We start from the raw sequence: 12,890 nt of genomic DNA, 5'->3' as shown, positions 1-12,890 counted from the left end.
TTGCTTAAAAGAATGGCAGAATGAATATGCCAACAATGATGGAGATTGCACCTATGACTATGGCCCAAGTACCCAAGTTTGATCCTCTGCTTCTGGCTACTATCCCTACAATTATACCCACAACCCCTAAAATGAACGGCATCATGAATAACGATATAATGGAGATGATCAAAGCTATGACACCAATAGCCTGCCCTCTTGAAGCCACATTCACAGAATCATCATCAGCCTTAATTGACTCATCATCCTTATATTCCCTGATTCGCGGTGGTGTTGAAATTTCGGCAGACGTTTCTTCAGTATACTGGTTATCCATATTATTGGTAATGGTCCCACGACTTTCATACCGCCTGTCATCTGCTGGTGTATCTTCATTATAATATCGCTCATGATGCTGATCATCCACAACGGATGGTTCACTGGCCTTTTTAGTCAATTGCATCTCATCGTCAATACTGGAGTATTGATCTTTTTCCATTCGTGCATCCCTCACTTTCGTTTATGGAGCATTTATAGTGTATGTAAAAATTGATGGAATCCACCGTGAAATGGTTTCATGTCTTGGAAATAAATACGGGTTTTTACCAAAGCTATGTTGGTATATGTTACACTATTACAAGTATTGAATATGAGGAGAGATTCATCATGAAAAAACGATTTGGCATCGATATAGATGGGACTGTTACGAGACCTGATTCCATGGTCCCTTTTTTAAATAATGCTTTTCAGCTGAATTTAGCATATGAAGACATTACGGAGTATGACTTATACCCATTCGTGAATGTTCCAAAAGAAGATTTCACTAAATGGTTCATTGAAACTGAGCCAATCATCTATTCCGAATCTTTATTGGCTGAGGGAGCGAAGGATGTATTGGAAAAATGGACAGAACAAGCTAACCTATATTTCATCAGTGCCAGGAGCAACCGTTTATTGGATATAACGAAGAATTGGTTCACGAGCAACGAAGTTCTATATGATCATATCGAGCTTGTAGGATCACACGATAAAGTGGCTGCAGCCAAGAAATTTGAAGTCGATCTCTTTTTAGAGGACAAGCACGATAATGCAGTGGCCATTTCGGAAGAGTGTAAAATACCCGTGATTTTATTTAATACTCCTTATAACCAAGACCCTGTGCCTGAAAGGGTGATTCGGGTCAACAATTGGCAAGAAGCTTCCGTCTGGGTGAATAAATGGATGTCAGGGCAACCGGCAACTATAAAGTAAAACATAAAAACCATTGACATGAGGGTCAATGGTTTTTATGTTTCTAAGATGCGCTGCATGCGGGACATCGTCCGTATATTTCAAATTTATGTCCTGAAACATCGTAGTCCTTCAAGCTTTCCTGAAGTTCCTGCATCGGACACAATTCGATTTCTTTCGTTTTTCCACAATTCAAACAGATAAAGTGGTGATGGTGGGAAGAATGGCCGCATGTAAATCGAAAATGCTTTTCTCCTTCCAACTCTGTTGCTTCAAAGATGCCTAGTTCGACAAATAAGGAAAGATTCCGGTAAATCGTATCAAAGCTTAACCCCGGATAGTCTTTTTTCATATTCTCCAATACGTCTTTTGCCGTTAAATATTTATCGCTGGAAGAGAAAAGCTGAAGCATTTCTTCCCTCTTTCCTGTATGTTTAAAACCTTTATCTTTTAATAATTGCATGGCAGTAGTTACGTTCAAAAAACATCACCCCATCTATCGATTTTTCCACTTATCAAACAAAATTGACAAGATGAGAATTAGGACAGCTATTATTACAATGGTCCCGCCAGGAGCGAGATCAAGGTTGTATGATAAAAATAATCCGCCTATGACAGATACTTCACCGAATAATACCGAATAAACAATCATCTGCTTAAAGCCCTTAGCGAAACGGAGACTAGCTGCTACCGGGAGCGTCATGAGCGAAGAAACCAGTAATATGCCAATGATTTTCATGGAAGCGGCAATGACCAATGCGACCATGACAATAAAAATAAAATGAATCGCTTTATAATGTATTCCCGACGCTTTTGCATGCTCTTCATCAAATGATAACAGAAATAATTCTTTATACAATAGGGTGAGCATTAATGCAACGACTATCCCCACTGCCAATATAACATACAAGTCAGCCCGGCTGACGGCACTGACACTGCCGAATAAATAACCATATAAATCCGTATTGAAACCATTTGCAATGGATATGAAAATGACACTAAGACCCATGCCGCCGGACATTATGATCGGGATTGCAAGCTCTTGGTAATGCTTGTACACCCCTCTTAATTTTTCAATGAATAATGAACCACCTACAGAAAACGCCATTCCTATATAAAGTGGATTCAATCCTGCTAGAGGTAGAAAGCTCTTCTGAAGCAATAAACTAAACGCTATACCAGCAAGCGCTACATGACTGAGAGCATCGGAAATCATCGACATCCGCCTTACCACGACAAAAACGCCTACTAATGGCGCAATCGCTCCGATGATGATTCCGGTCAAGAATGCGTTCTGCAAAAATTCAAATTGCAATATCCCCGATATCATTGGGCTATCCTCCAAAACATATTAATGATTATGATTTAATAATTGGACCCCATGTCCATAAATGGATGAGAGCTCGCTTTCATTCAACTCATTATATTCACAGGCATCCCCGTGAAAATGAAGTTTTTTATTTAAGCAGGCGACATGTGTGACTTTATCCGTCACAGTACCAACATCATGGGTAACTAAAATCAGTGTTATTCCTAATTTTTTATTCAGCATCTCAAGCATTTCATAAAATTGGTGGACGTTCTTTGAATCAACGCCAACCGTGGGCTCATCCAATATCATCAATTCCGGCTCGCTGACCAGTGAACGGGCAATGAATACCCTCTGCTGCTGCCCTCCGGACAATTCTCCGATATTGCGGTTCTGATATTCAAGCATGTCCACGGATTCCAAAGCTTTTTTCACCTTTTGCTTATCCTCTTTGACTGCAAACTTGAATAAACCGATTTTTTTAGTCAAACCGCTTTGCACCACTTCAAATACAGTGGCAGGGAATCCCGAGTTGAAGGAGTTTGCCTTTTGGGAAACGAACCCTACTTTTTGCCAATCTTTAAAGCGTTTTATGTCTTCCCCGAATATTTCAATTTTTCCGTTTTGGAGCTTGAACAGACCAAGCAGCAATTTCAAAAGAGTTGACTTACCGGATCCATTCGGCCCGACGATAGCTAAGAAGGCCCCTCTAGGAATTTCAAGCGAAACATGTTCCAGCACTAGATCTTTTGTATATTTGTAAGATATATCTTCTAATTTAATTATTGGGTTTACTACATTATCCAAATAGATCACCTTTTTTTTAAGAATCATTACGATTAACAATCGTTAGTATAAATCAAAGAAGCCCAGATGTAAAGAAACCGGTCTTCTGAACAAGTGTCCATCCGCCCTGAACCATCAAAAAACGTTAGCTGAACCAAATTCCCGTAAATCAAACAAACTTTCATGTTCACATACGTCTTCCTCTTTCATATGTTTTAACAAAGGAGGAGATCGTTTGAAATTATTTGAAATGATGGTCAATCATAAAATCAACAATATACGCCCTGATGAACTGCTTTCCCTTGCTAAGCAGCATAGGGTTGCACTCACCCAAAAACAAGCACAGGATATCACTGCACTTCTAGCAGGTAAGAAAATCAACATTTTTGATATACGCCAAAGACAGAACGTACTGGGTCAAATTACAAAAGTTGCCGGAGCAGGCACAGCCAGGGAAATAGAATCCCTCTTTAATAATCTTACTTCCACCTTTTAAAGGATTATAGCCTACTTACGGACAGTCTTTGAATAGGTATACTTAAACTACATGTAAAAGGAAAGGACGATTCATCGACATAAAGATGAATCGTCCCTATCTATTATGATTATCGCTGCAATCTGATCTTTTCCAATAACTCTTCTTCAAATTGATTATTCTTGAACATATCAATTTCAAATTTATAAGGTGCCTTTTTGTCTTTCTTGTCTTCCCCTACATAAGGTGTTTCCAGGATTTTTGGAACAGTGCTTAATTGCGGATGGTGGACAATATCATTCAATGCCTTAAAACCGATATGACCGAATCCAATGTTTTCATGGCGGTCCTTACGCATGCCGCGTTCGTTTTTGCTATCGTTTATATGAAGGACCTTGATGCGGTCAACACCGACCAATTTATCAAATTCATTCAGTACACCATCAAAATCCTCAATGATATTATATCCTGCATCGTGAGTATGGCAAGTATCGAAGCATACCGATAATTTTTCATTATGGGTCACACCATCAATGATCATCGCTAACTCCTCGAAAGACCTGCCACATTCAGTACCTTTACCCGCCATCGTTTCAAGGGCAATCTGAACTTTATCGTCGGCTGTCAGCACTTCATTCAAACCTTCGATGATTCTCTTGATTCCCAATTCACTGCCTGCACCAACATGCGCACCTGGATGAAGCACGATCTGCCTTGCACCTATCGCTTCAGTCCGGTCGATTTCACTACGCAAGAAGTTGACCCCCAGCTCGTATGTAGCTGGATTCGTGGTATTTCCTATATTGATGATATATGGGGCATGGACTACGATGTCGCTTATTCCATTCTCCTCCATATGCAGTCTTCCGGCTTCAATATTTAAATCCTCGATTTTTTTACGTCTTGTATTTTGAGGGGCCCCCGTATAGATCATGAATGTGTTGGAGCCATATGAAGCCGCTTCTTGACTCGCAGCAAGAAGCATATTTTTTCCGCTCATTGAAACATGCGATCCAATCTTCAGCATCTGATTACTCCCCTATTTCTTTCTCTGTATACGACGTTCGCGTTTTTTAAAGTTTTCCACATCACGTTGAATTTTCTTCTTGTATCCTGGCTTGACTTTAGTTGGCTTCTTGACGTGCCTGCTCGCTTTAACATCGATATCAGATTTTTGTTTTTTACGGTTTTTCCGTTTATTACGTTCGTCGATATCAACCCAATCACCGTTTTGGATATCGGCATCACGGAATTCGATGCCCATTTTTTCAAGGCGGTTCAATGAATCTTCATCGGATGTATCATAAATAGTAGTGGCAATTCCGGAATATCCTGCACGGGCAGTCCTTCCCGTCCTATGGATGTAAAAATCCAAATCTGATGGCAATTCATAGTTAATGATATGGCTTACACCTTCAATATCAATTCCACGGGAAGCCAGATCAGTCGCAACGATGAATTGATACTCTAAATCTTTGATTTGCTTCATCATTTTTTTACGCTCACGAGGTGTTAAATCCCCATGAATACGACCGACATTCAACCCTTTTTCAATCAAGGAATTAGCCACATGATCCGCCATTTTTTTTGTGTTCGTGAAAACAATCGCCAAATATGGATTATAACGAACGATGATGTCATGAAGTAACTGCTCCCTGTTACGGTGGCGAATCGGTACCAGAACATGTTCAATTTTCGCAGCGGTCGCCTGCTTCGGATTCACTTGAACATACTTAGGATTCTCCATATATTTATTCAAAAACGGCTTCAATTTTTCAGGAATGGTTGCCGAGAAGACAAGCATTTGAATTTTTTCAGCCATGCGTGATGCAAATAAATCAACATCTTCAAGGAATCCCATGTCTAGCATAAGGTCTGCTTCATCGACTACAAGCATTTTTGCTGTATACACTTGTAGGGCCTGAGCCTCAACCAAATCCTTGATCCGGCCTGGCGTACCGATTACCAACTGTGGTTGTGTTTTCAATTTATCTATCATTCGTTGTTTATCAGTACCACCGATGAAACAACGGACTTGAATCTGCTCATCCTCAGGGAAATGGTCAGCAATTTTCAAAGCTTCTTTGTAGATTTGGTTCGCTAACTCACGGGTTGGTGCGGAAATAATCGCTTGAACCTCATTTTTGCCAGCATCAAGCCTGTTCATAATCGGCAGCAAATAGGAATGTGTCTTTCCTGTACCTGTCTGCGACTGTCCAATTAAGCTACTTCCCTTTAAAAGCGACGGAAGCACGCGCTCTTGAATTTCCGTCGGCTTATCGAACCCTAAAGTACGAACTGCATCTAGAATGTAGCTTTTCAAATTAAATCGTTCAAATTGGTTTTGTTTCATCAAAAAACTCCTTTATCCTGTCAGTCATTAGACATGTCCTTTTATTATAATAAATTTTACATAAAAAGCGCAAGCGCCTGGGTTGCTCGTGAAGAAAATAGGGATTGACCCTTAAGGCGCTTTTTGCCTTATGTGGTCCATCCTCTTTTTCACAACGGGCTGGGCGCTGAAGCTGGATTTCATAAAAAGCGCGTGCGCTGAGGCTAGTTCTCTTAAAATGGACTCTTGCAAACGAAAAGCCCCTGTCCTGGTCATAGCGTATCCCCCGCAGACATGGAGCTAAAAGACTACCGTTACCATCTTACCTTCTTTCCGGTCACTTCACAACAGCCCAGTCACTCTTTCCTCAAACCTTTTTTGTCGAGCTGCATAATTTATATAGAAGAATACACCAGCATATAATATCAGAGGAGGTGAAACCTATGTTCCCAGACAGAACTCGTCAACCCGGACCCGGTTTTCAGCCACAAAATGGTCGAAGGATGCAACAGCCGCCTATACCATTCAGGCAACCACCGCAACCTCCCCACCCTTATCAGCAGATGCGGCGGCCGATGGCACAAAACAGACCGCAGGGACCTCAGGGGCCTCAAGGTTTCCGGGGTCCTTTCTCCACACCGCAACGGCAGGAAATGCCGCCAGCAAAGAAGGAAGGGCTATTGTCAAAGATACTCGGTAAGTCGAAACAAAGAAATGCTTCTCCCAACTTGTTTGCACCAGCTGCTTCCACTAAGCAAAGTTCTTCAAGAAGCAGCGGAGGCGGCGGTATCTTAGAAACACTAAAAAACCCCGATTCCCTGAACAATATGCTCAACAACACGCAAAAGGTGTTACAGGCAGCCGAACAATTCACCCCTATGGTGGAACAATATGGACCGGTGATTAAAAACTTGCCTTCCGTGTGGAAAGTTTTCCGGAACATATCATCAGCCGGTGAAACCGAGGACCAGAAAGCGCCAGTTGAAAGCGTGACTAATGTTGAGGCACAAAAAAATAATGAGGTAAAAACGGATGCGAAGGAAGAAGCAAAAGCTAAAGAAGATAAACCCATTACCCAGGTTCGTACCAAAACCAAAAGGGAAAGGACATCCGGTCCCAAGCTTTATATTTAAAGTTTTAAAAAGTTTTACCAGTAACTGTTATCCAAATAGGATGTTTTGTAATATCATCTATGGTCTTATATAATAGAAAGGTATAAAAGTGAGAGTTTTTTGCTATGAGGAGGACACATAGATGAAAGTGATTAAAATTTCCCCGCGCGGCTATTGTTATGGCGTTGTCGATGCCATGGTCATCGCCCGAAATGCGGCTTTAGATAAAACCTTGCCACGCCCCATTTACATTTTGGGAATGATCGTGCATAACAAACATGTAACGGATGCGTTTGAAGAAGAAGGCATCATCACGTTGGACGGCAGCAACCGTAACGATATCATCGAAAAGGTCGACAGCGGAACCGTCATCTTTACTGCTCACGGCGTTTCCCCTGAGATTAGAAAGATTGCTGAGAAAAAAGGACTTGTCACGCTAGATGCAACCTGTCCCGATGTTACCGCAACCCATGACTTAATCCGGGAAAAAGAAGCGGAAGGCTATCAAATTATTTATATTGGCAAGAAAGGCCATCCGGAACCAGAGGGTGCAGTCGGAGTTGCTCCCGATGTCGTTCACCTCGTTCAAAAGGATGAAGACGTTGAAGCCTTGACATTGAATAGTGATAAGATCATTGTGACAAATCAAACAACGATGAGCCAATGGGATGTTTTGGATATCATGGATAAGGTTAAGGAAAAATTCCCACATGCCGAAGTCCATAAGGAAATTTGTTTAGCGACACAGGTACGTCAAGAAGCGGTTGCCAAGCAGGCTGGCGAAGCTGATGTTTTAATTGTCGTCGGTGATCCCAAGAGTAATAATTCAAACCGCCTTGCACAAGTATCCGAGGAAATTGCCAGCACGACAGCTTATCGAATCGCTGATATTTCCGAGCTGAACCTTGAATGGCTAAAAGATGCAGAAACGGTTGCCGTCACTTCCGGGGCATCTACACCCACTCCGATCACAAAGGAAGTTATAGCATTTCTGGAACAATATGAAGCAAATGATGAAACGACCTGGAATACCGAAAAGAAAACGCCATTGCATAAAATTTTACCTAAGATTAAAGTGAAGAAATGATTATGCACAAAAAAGGCAGCCGCTGCGGCTGCCTTTTTTCGTCTTTTAAATGAATCGGAAAGGGTCCGTATTAAGTTGAGATGGAATAAATTCCACATCGTAGTTCTTTTCGCGACACATTTCTTCAAGGATTCGTGCAACGCCTTTTTTCATCACCTTTTCAACATTGTGGCCTGGGTCCACAATGTTCAAACCAATCATCATTGCGTCATGGGCTGTATGGTAATACATATCACCTGTTACATATACATCCGCACCCTTGAATTTCGCAGCCGTAAAGTATTTATTGCCGTCTCCGCCCAACACGGCCACTTTTTTTATCGGGCTCTGCAAATCTCCAACGACGCGCACCTTTTCAACATCAAGGGTCCGCTTCACATGTTCGGAAAATTGTTCTAGTGTCATTTCTTCAGCAAGCACGCCAATCTTTCCTAACCCAAGTGATTCCCCTTTATTTTCCAGTTTATAAATATCATAAGCAACTTCCTCATATGGGTGGGCTTTAATCATTGCAGAAAGCACTTTCTTCTCGATACTTTCCGGGAATATCGTTTCAACCCTCATTTCAGCTACTGCTTCAAGCTTTCCTTGGGAGCCAATTACCGGTTCACTGCCTTCACCTGGCAAGAAGCGTCCTGTACCCTCCCCCGAAAACGAACACTGGCTGTATTTCCCGATTGATCCGGCCCCTGCCTTACCTAAGGCTTCCCTCACCTTTTGTTCGTCGGCCTCCGGAACATACACGACCAATTTCTTCAGAGCTGTCTCATACGTTGAAACCAATACTTCTGTGTCCTTTAATTGAAGCGCTTCGGCAAGTAAATCATTCACTCCTCCCTTAGCAACATCCAAATTGGTATGTGCAGCATAAACAGCGATATCATGTTTGATCAGCTTTTCGATGATGCGGCCTCCAGCTGCGTTTGTATCGATCCTTTTCAATGGTCGGTAAATAAGCGGATGGTGGGCGATGATCAATTCCACGCCATGTTCAATCGCTTCGTCTACAACCTCTTCCAACACATCAAGAGCAATCATCACTTTAGTAACCGGCTTATTCAGCTGTCCGACATGCAAACCAATCGGATCGCCCTCCATTGCATATTGCTTTGGGGAGAATTGTTCAAACATTTCAATGATTTTGTGACCATTTACGATCTTCAACCTTTAAGCACCTCCTCAATTACGGAAATTTGGGATAGTAACTCATTGCGCTTCGTTTCCAGTCCGCTTCGTCCGCTTTCATCCAATTGTTCGATGATTCTTTCCAAATGTTTTTTCTCAAGCTGCCATTTTTTTATGAAAATGTCACTGAATTGCTCTCTTAAATATGGTCCGAATATGAGGCCTGTTTGCCTGTTTACATGATAAGGGCGAAGCGGTTCCCCTTTTTCAGCAATTAAGATTTCGTAGATTTTCCCATCTTCCTCAAGGATTTCCTCTCCACTAAGTTCCCAGCCGTTATCGATTAGCCAACTGCGAACATTCGCTGCACCGACATTAGGCTGAAGAATAAGCCTTTCTGCCTTGCCGAGTTTCCCTTTTCCGTTTTCCAATATACTTGATATTAAAGTCCCACCCATACCTGCAATCGTAATGCATGTCGCTTCATCGGGATTCAATACTTCAAGCCCGTTTCCTTTACGGACCTCTATCTTGTCCCCAAGTCCCGTTATAGCCACTTGCTTGCGGGCTGACTGATAAGGTCCTTCTACTACCTCACCTGCTATAGCGCTGTCACACAGGCCGTTACTCACCGCATAGCACGGCAAGTAAGCATGGTCGGAACCTATATCTGCAAGGATGCTTCCTTTTGGTATATGTATGGCAACTCGTTCTAATCTCATCGATAGTTTTTCATGATTCATATTTATCAACTCTCTTAATTCAAATAATGTCTTACATTTAATTAGTTTCCCATTCGATTATAACAAGTTCAATCAAAAAATTACAGGAAGGAGAAATAGGGGCCCCCTCCATCACTGGATAAAGGAAATCTTCCAGCTGGAATCTTCCTTTTTCAGAATAAAATAAAAACTGACCCAAAAAGGTCGCCTTCAAACGATCTCCTGAGTCAGTTTTCATGAATTACTTCAGTCCATGAATATATTCGGCCATGGCATCAATGTTCTGTTCTTCGACTAAACCTGGTGGCATTGCACCTCGTCCATTAGTGATCACGTCTTTAACCTCGTCCACCGACAGATGATCACCAACTCCTTTTAGAGCAGGCCCGACACCGCCTTGATAGGCGTTACCATGACAAGAGATACAGTTTTGCTTATAGATGTCCTCAGGTGATGCAGACGCACTTTCTTTTTCTTCTGTCTTTTCGCCGCCCTCTTTTTCCTTAGCTAGATCTTTGGCATCACCCAACCCTTTAAACGAAAGTAAAAACATAAGTCCAATACCAAAAACCATGATAATAATAAAAGGCATTACTGGATTGCGCATAGTATTTCCTCCCCTATGTAGAACCTAAACTTACCATATTTAATATTATATACAAACAACTATATATTATTTTACTTGAAAAGAGTTTCAAGTAAAAGCCCAAAAATAGAAGATATTATATAATTTCTTAAAATTGTCAAAAACTTATGTATATTTCCAAACAATTTTGTTTTTTCTTACATATATTTCATAATACCCTAAATTCACTATTTAAAACCGCTAGAATGTCTTTGAATTATATTATTAAAAAGTAAGCAATGACTATTGCCCCCAGGCCTCCCGCTATGGAGAAATAGAGCAGCTTCAGTTTTTTGCCCATTAAAACCCAGAGTCCGCAATTTATGAACAAGAAAACATAAAGAATGCCCGCTTTGCCGGGTGCCATGAATTCTGCCAAACTGACTGTTAATAAAAGCAGTGATAACGCCATTCCCATCAACGCCATCTGAAAAATTATTTTCCTGCCGATAAAGCGGCGGACCGCCAGTCCAAAGGCAATGATAGAAATTGTTGTCCCAAGCATTTGCATTCTTATGGGTATTTCAGTAAAATAATTCAAAAATACAATAAATGCAAAAAGGGCTCCAATCAACAGTCCTGAAAGAATGTCTTTCTTATCACTTCCGGTTTTATTCGAATTTGCAGGCGGTAGTTCGCCTTGACAGTATAATGCAAGCAGGTAATTACAATATTTCTCCGGAAGCATACGACTTTCCTTCCAGGAGTTTATTTCTTGAATGATGATTTTCTTTCTCATCTCATCCATGAATTTCACATCCTCATGCCGGTCATTTCTTTTTAACAGTTTTTCCCGCTCTTTTAGGTTGTGGAAACTAAGTTTATCTAGCTAAACCCATCTCCATTATATAGATAACTGGTTAAATTTTGTTCTTATAAGAAATTTTTTACATTCAATTTCAAAAAAAAGCCGCTCCCGAACGCTGGGCATTCAAAGAGGGCTCTGTGAAGGGCATTTATATTTTATTCCAAGAAATCTTTCAAGCGTTTGCTGCGGCTTGGATGTCTCAGTTTACGTAACGCCTTCGCTTCGATTTGACGGATACGCTCGCGGGTGACCCCAAACACCTTACCTACTTCTTCAAGTGTCCGAGTGCGGCCATCGTCAAGTCCAAAGCGGAGTCTCAAGACGTTCTCCTCACGGTCAGTAAGTGTATCTAATACGTCTTCAAGCTGTTCTTTCAAAAGTTCGTATGCTGCATGTTCTGATGGGGAAGTAGCATCCTGATCTTCAATGAAATCACCTAAATGGGAATCGTCTTCTTCACCTATTGGCGTTTCCAGGGAAACAGGCTCCTGAGCTATTTTCAAGATTTCACGAACTTTTTCAGGAGTTAAGTCCATATCTTCTGCAATTTCTTCCGGAGAAGGTTCACGTCCTAAATCCTGAAGAAGCTGTCTTTGGACACGGATCAATTTATTGATCGTTTCAACCATATGCACCGGTATCCGGATCGTTCTTGCTTGGTCGGCTATGGCACGGGTTATGGCTTGGCGAATCCACCATGTTGCATACGTACTGAATTTGAATCCCTTGCGGTAATCAAATTTTTCTACTGCTTTGATAAGTCCCATATTACCTTCCTGAATCAAATCAAGGAAAAGCATGCCTCGTCCGACATAACGCTTGGCAATACTGACAACAAGACGAAGGTTAGCTTCAGCCAATCGGCGTTTCGCTTCTTCATCTCCATCTTCAATTCGCGTCGCCAGAGAGATTTCCTCTTCTGCCGATAAAAGGTCGACCCGTCCGATTTCCTTTAAGTACATACGGACTGGATCATTAATTTTAACGCCAGGAGGAACACTTAAATCATTTAAGTCAAACTCTTCTTCTTTTGCAAGTTTCTTCTCATCAGGATCATCTTCATCTTCGTCTTCCTCACCATCCGTGAGTATCTCGACGCCGTTTTCTGCTAACACCTCATAGAACTCATCCATTTGATCGGAATCTAACTCAAAACCGCCAATCATTTCAGCGATTTTTTCTAAAGTCAAAGAGCCTCGTTTTTTACCTAGCTCTATTAATTTTTCTTTAACCTGTTCAAGGCTAAATTCATTATCAACTTGTTTGGAACGTGCTGGTTTTTCAGCCATTAGTTCCCCTC

15 protein-coding genes are annotated in these 12,890 nt (G+C 41.4%); 4 read left to right on the top strand and 11 right to left on the bottom strand.

All coding sequences use genetic code 11. The features are described 5' to 3' along the window. Window positions 1-4 precede the first annotated feature (4 nt). A complete protein-coding gene (locus ACQKKK_RS02570; RefSeq protein ID WP_427613830.1) occupies window positions 5-478 on the bottom strand; it encodes a DUF4190 domain-containing protein in 474 nt (157 codons plus the stop codon). Between the two features lie 167 nt (window positions 479-645). On the opposite strand from ACQKKK_RS02570, the gene ACQKKK_RS02565 reads away from it, so the two are divergent. After that, window positions 646-1,230: a 5' nucleotidase, NT5C type gene (locus tag ACQKKK_RS02565; protein WP_427613828.1), complete on the top strand. Its 585-nt coding sequence runs from the start codon at window positions 646-648 to the stop codon at window positions 1,228-1,230. A 43-nt stretch (window positions 1,231-1,273) separates the two neighbouring features. On the opposite strand, the gene ACQKKK_RS02560 is transcribed toward ACQKKK_RS02565, so the two are convergent. From ACQKKK_RS02560 to ACQKKK_RS02550, 3 genes are read right to left on the bottom strand one after another with little or no spacing between them, the layout of a single operon-like run. Further along, window positions 1,274-1,690, bottom strand: coding sequence for a Fur family transcriptional regulator (locus tag ACQKKK_RS02560; RefSeq protein ID WP_061464080.1), 417 nt, complete (start codon window positions 1,688-1,690; stop codon window positions 1,274-1,276). Between the two features lie 15 nt (window positions 1,691-1,705). Then, window positions 1,706-2,539, bottom strand: coding sequence for a metal ABC transporter permease (locus tag ACQKKK_RS02555; RefSeq protein ID WP_427613826.1), 834 nt, complete (start codon window positions 2,537-2,539; stop codon window positions 1,706-1,708). 21 nt (window positions 2,540-2,560) lie between these two features. After that, on the bottom strand, window positions 2,561-3,325 hold the full coding sequence (locus ACQKKK_RS02550; protein WP_427613825.1) for a metal ABC transporter ATP-binding protein: 765 nt from the start codon (window positions 3,323-3,325) through the stop codon (window positions 2,561-2,563). Window positions 3,326-3,539: 214 nt separating this feature from the next. On the opposite strand from ACQKKK_RS02550, the gene ACQKKK_RS02545 reads away from it, so the two are divergent. Beyond that, complete coding sequence (locus ACQKKK_RS02545; RefSeq protein WP_427613824.1) at window positions 3,540-3,800, top strand: DUF2624 family protein; 261 nt, start codon at window positions 3,540-3,542, stop codon at window positions 3,798-3,800. 109 nt (window positions 3,801-3,909) lie between these two features. On the opposite strand, the gene ACQKKK_RS02540 is transcribed toward ACQKKK_RS02545, so the two are convergent. Next, on the bottom strand, window positions 3,910-4,806 hold the full coding sequence (locus ACQKKK_RS02540) for a deoxyribonuclease IV (protein ID WP_427613823.1): 897 nt from the start codon (window positions 4,804-4,806) through the stop codon (window positions 3,910-3,912). A gap of 12 nt (window positions 4,807-4,818) precedes the next feature. Then, on the bottom strand, window positions 4,819-6,132 hold the full coding sequence (locus ACQKKK_RS02535) for a DEAD/DEAH box helicase (protein WP_427613822.1): 1,314 nt from the start codon (window positions 6,130-6,132) through the stop codon (window positions 4,819-4,821). Window positions 6,133-6,686: 554 nt separating this feature from the next. On the opposite strand from ACQKKK_RS02535, the gene vrrA reads away from it, so the two are divergent. Both vrrA and ACQKKK_RS02525 read left to right on the top strand, forming a co-directional pair. Further along, the gene (gene vrrA, locus ACQKKK_RS02530; protein WP_427613820.1) at window positions 6,687-7,244 is read left to right on the top strand and encodes a VrrA/YqfQ family protein; all 558 of its coding nucleotides are present in this window, start codon (window positions 6,687-6,689) and stop codon (window positions 7,242-7,244) included. A gap of 121 nt (window positions 7,245-7,365) precedes the next feature. Continuing rightward, on the top strand, window positions 7,366-8,310 hold the full coding sequence (locus tag ACQKKK_RS02525) for a 4-hydroxy-3-methylbut-2-enyl diphosphate reductase (protein WP_427613819.1): 945 nt from the start codon (window positions 7,366-7,368) through the stop codon (window positions 8,308-8,310). A gap of 45 nt (window positions 8,311-8,355) precedes the next feature. Here ACQKKK_RS02525 and ACQKKK_RS02520 read toward each other — a convergent pair whose 3' ends face one another. The 5 genes from ACQKKK_RS02520 to rpoD form a co-directional block, all read right to left on the bottom strand. Beyond that, complete coding sequence (locus ACQKKK_RS02520; RefSeq protein WP_427613818.1) at window positions 8,356-9,474, bottom strand: Nif3-like dinuclear metal center hexameric protein; 1,119 nt, start codon at window positions 9,472-9,474, stop codon at window positions 8,356-8,358. Continuing rightward, window positions 9,471-10,178, bottom strand: a complete 708-nt coding sequence (locus ACQKKK_RS02515; protein ID WP_427613816.1) for a tRNA (adenine(22)-N(1))-methyltransferase — start codon at window positions 10,176-10,178, stop codon at window positions 9,471-9,473. The genes ACQKKK_RS02520 and ACQKKK_RS02515 overlap by 4 nt, the downstream gene beginning before the upstream one ends. Before the next feature lie 220 nt (window positions 10,179-10,398). Further along, window positions 10,399-10,764, bottom strand: a complete 366-nt coding sequence (gene cccA, locus ACQKKK_RS02510; RefSeq protein ID WP_427613815.1) for a cytochrome c550 — start codon at window positions 10,762-10,764, stop codon at window positions 10,399-10,401. A 235-nt stretch (window positions 10,765-10,999) separates the two neighbouring features. Further along, window positions 11,000-11,530, bottom strand: coding sequence for a hypothetical protein (locus ACQKKK_RS02505; protein WP_427613814.1), 531 nt, complete (start codon window positions 11,528-11,530; stop codon window positions 11,000-11,002). 215 nt (window positions 11,531-11,745) lie between these two features. Next, window positions 11,746-12,879, bottom strand: a complete 1,134-nt coding sequence (gene rpoD / locus ACQKKK_RS02500; protein ID WP_284470210.1) for an RNA polymerase sigma factor RpoD — start codon at window positions 12,877-12,879, stop codon at window positions 11,746-11,748. Window positions 12,880-12,890: the final 11 nt, after the last annotated feature.

Source organism: Peribacillus sp. NPDC006672 (genome assembly GCF_050274955.1).
Taxonomy (GTDB): Bacteria; Bacillota; Bacilli; order Bacillales; family DSM-1321; genus Peribacillus.
This window is presented reverse-complemented; position numbering and strand designations above follow the sequence as displayed.

Bases quoted from the DNA above. Each gene is read 5' to 3' on its own strand.
- ACQKKK_RS02570 (WP_427613830.1), bottom strand. From the start codon at position 478: ATGGAAAAAGATCAATACTCCAGTATTGACGATGAGATGCAATTGACT.
- ACQKKK_RS02565 (WP_427613828.1), top strand. From the start codon at position 646: ATGAAAAAACGATTTGGCATCGATATAGATGGGACTGTTACGAGACCT.
- ACQKKK_RS02555 (WP_427613826.1), bottom strand. From the start codon at position 2,539: ATGATATCGGGGATATTGCAATTTGAATTTTTGCAGAACGCATTCTTG.
- ACQKKK_RS02540 (WP_427613823.1), bottom strand. From the start codon at position 4,806: ATGCTGAAGATTGGATCGCATGTTTCAATGAGCGGAAAAAATATGCTT.
- ACQKKK_RS02535 (WP_427613822.1), bottom strand. From the start codon at position 6,132: ATGAAACAAAACCAATTTGAACGATTTAATTTGAAAAGCTACATTCTA.
- vrrA (WP_427613820.1), top strand. From the start codon at position 6,687: ATGGCACAAAACAGACCGCAGGGACCTCAGGGGCCTCAAGGTTTCCGG.
- ACQKKK_RS02525 (WP_427613819.1), top strand. From the start codon at position 7,366: ATGAAAGTGATTAAAATTTCCCCGCGCGGCTATTGTTATGGCGTTGTC.
- ACQKKK_RS02515 (WP_427613816.1), bottom strand. From the start codon at position 10,178: ATGAATCATGAAAAACTATCGATGAGATTAGAACGAGTTGCCATACAT.
- cccA (WP_427613815.1), bottom strand. From the start codon at position 10,764: ATGCGCAATCCAGTAATGCCTTTTATTATTATCATGGTTTTTGGTATT.
- ACQKKK_RS02505 (WP_427613814.1), bottom strand. From the start codon at position 11,530: ATGGATGAGATGAGAAAGAAAATCATCATTCAAGAAATAAACTCCTGG.
- rpoD (WP_284470210.1), bottom strand. From the start codon at position 12,879: ATGGCTGAAAAACCAGCACGTTCCAAACAAGTTGATAATGAATTTAGC.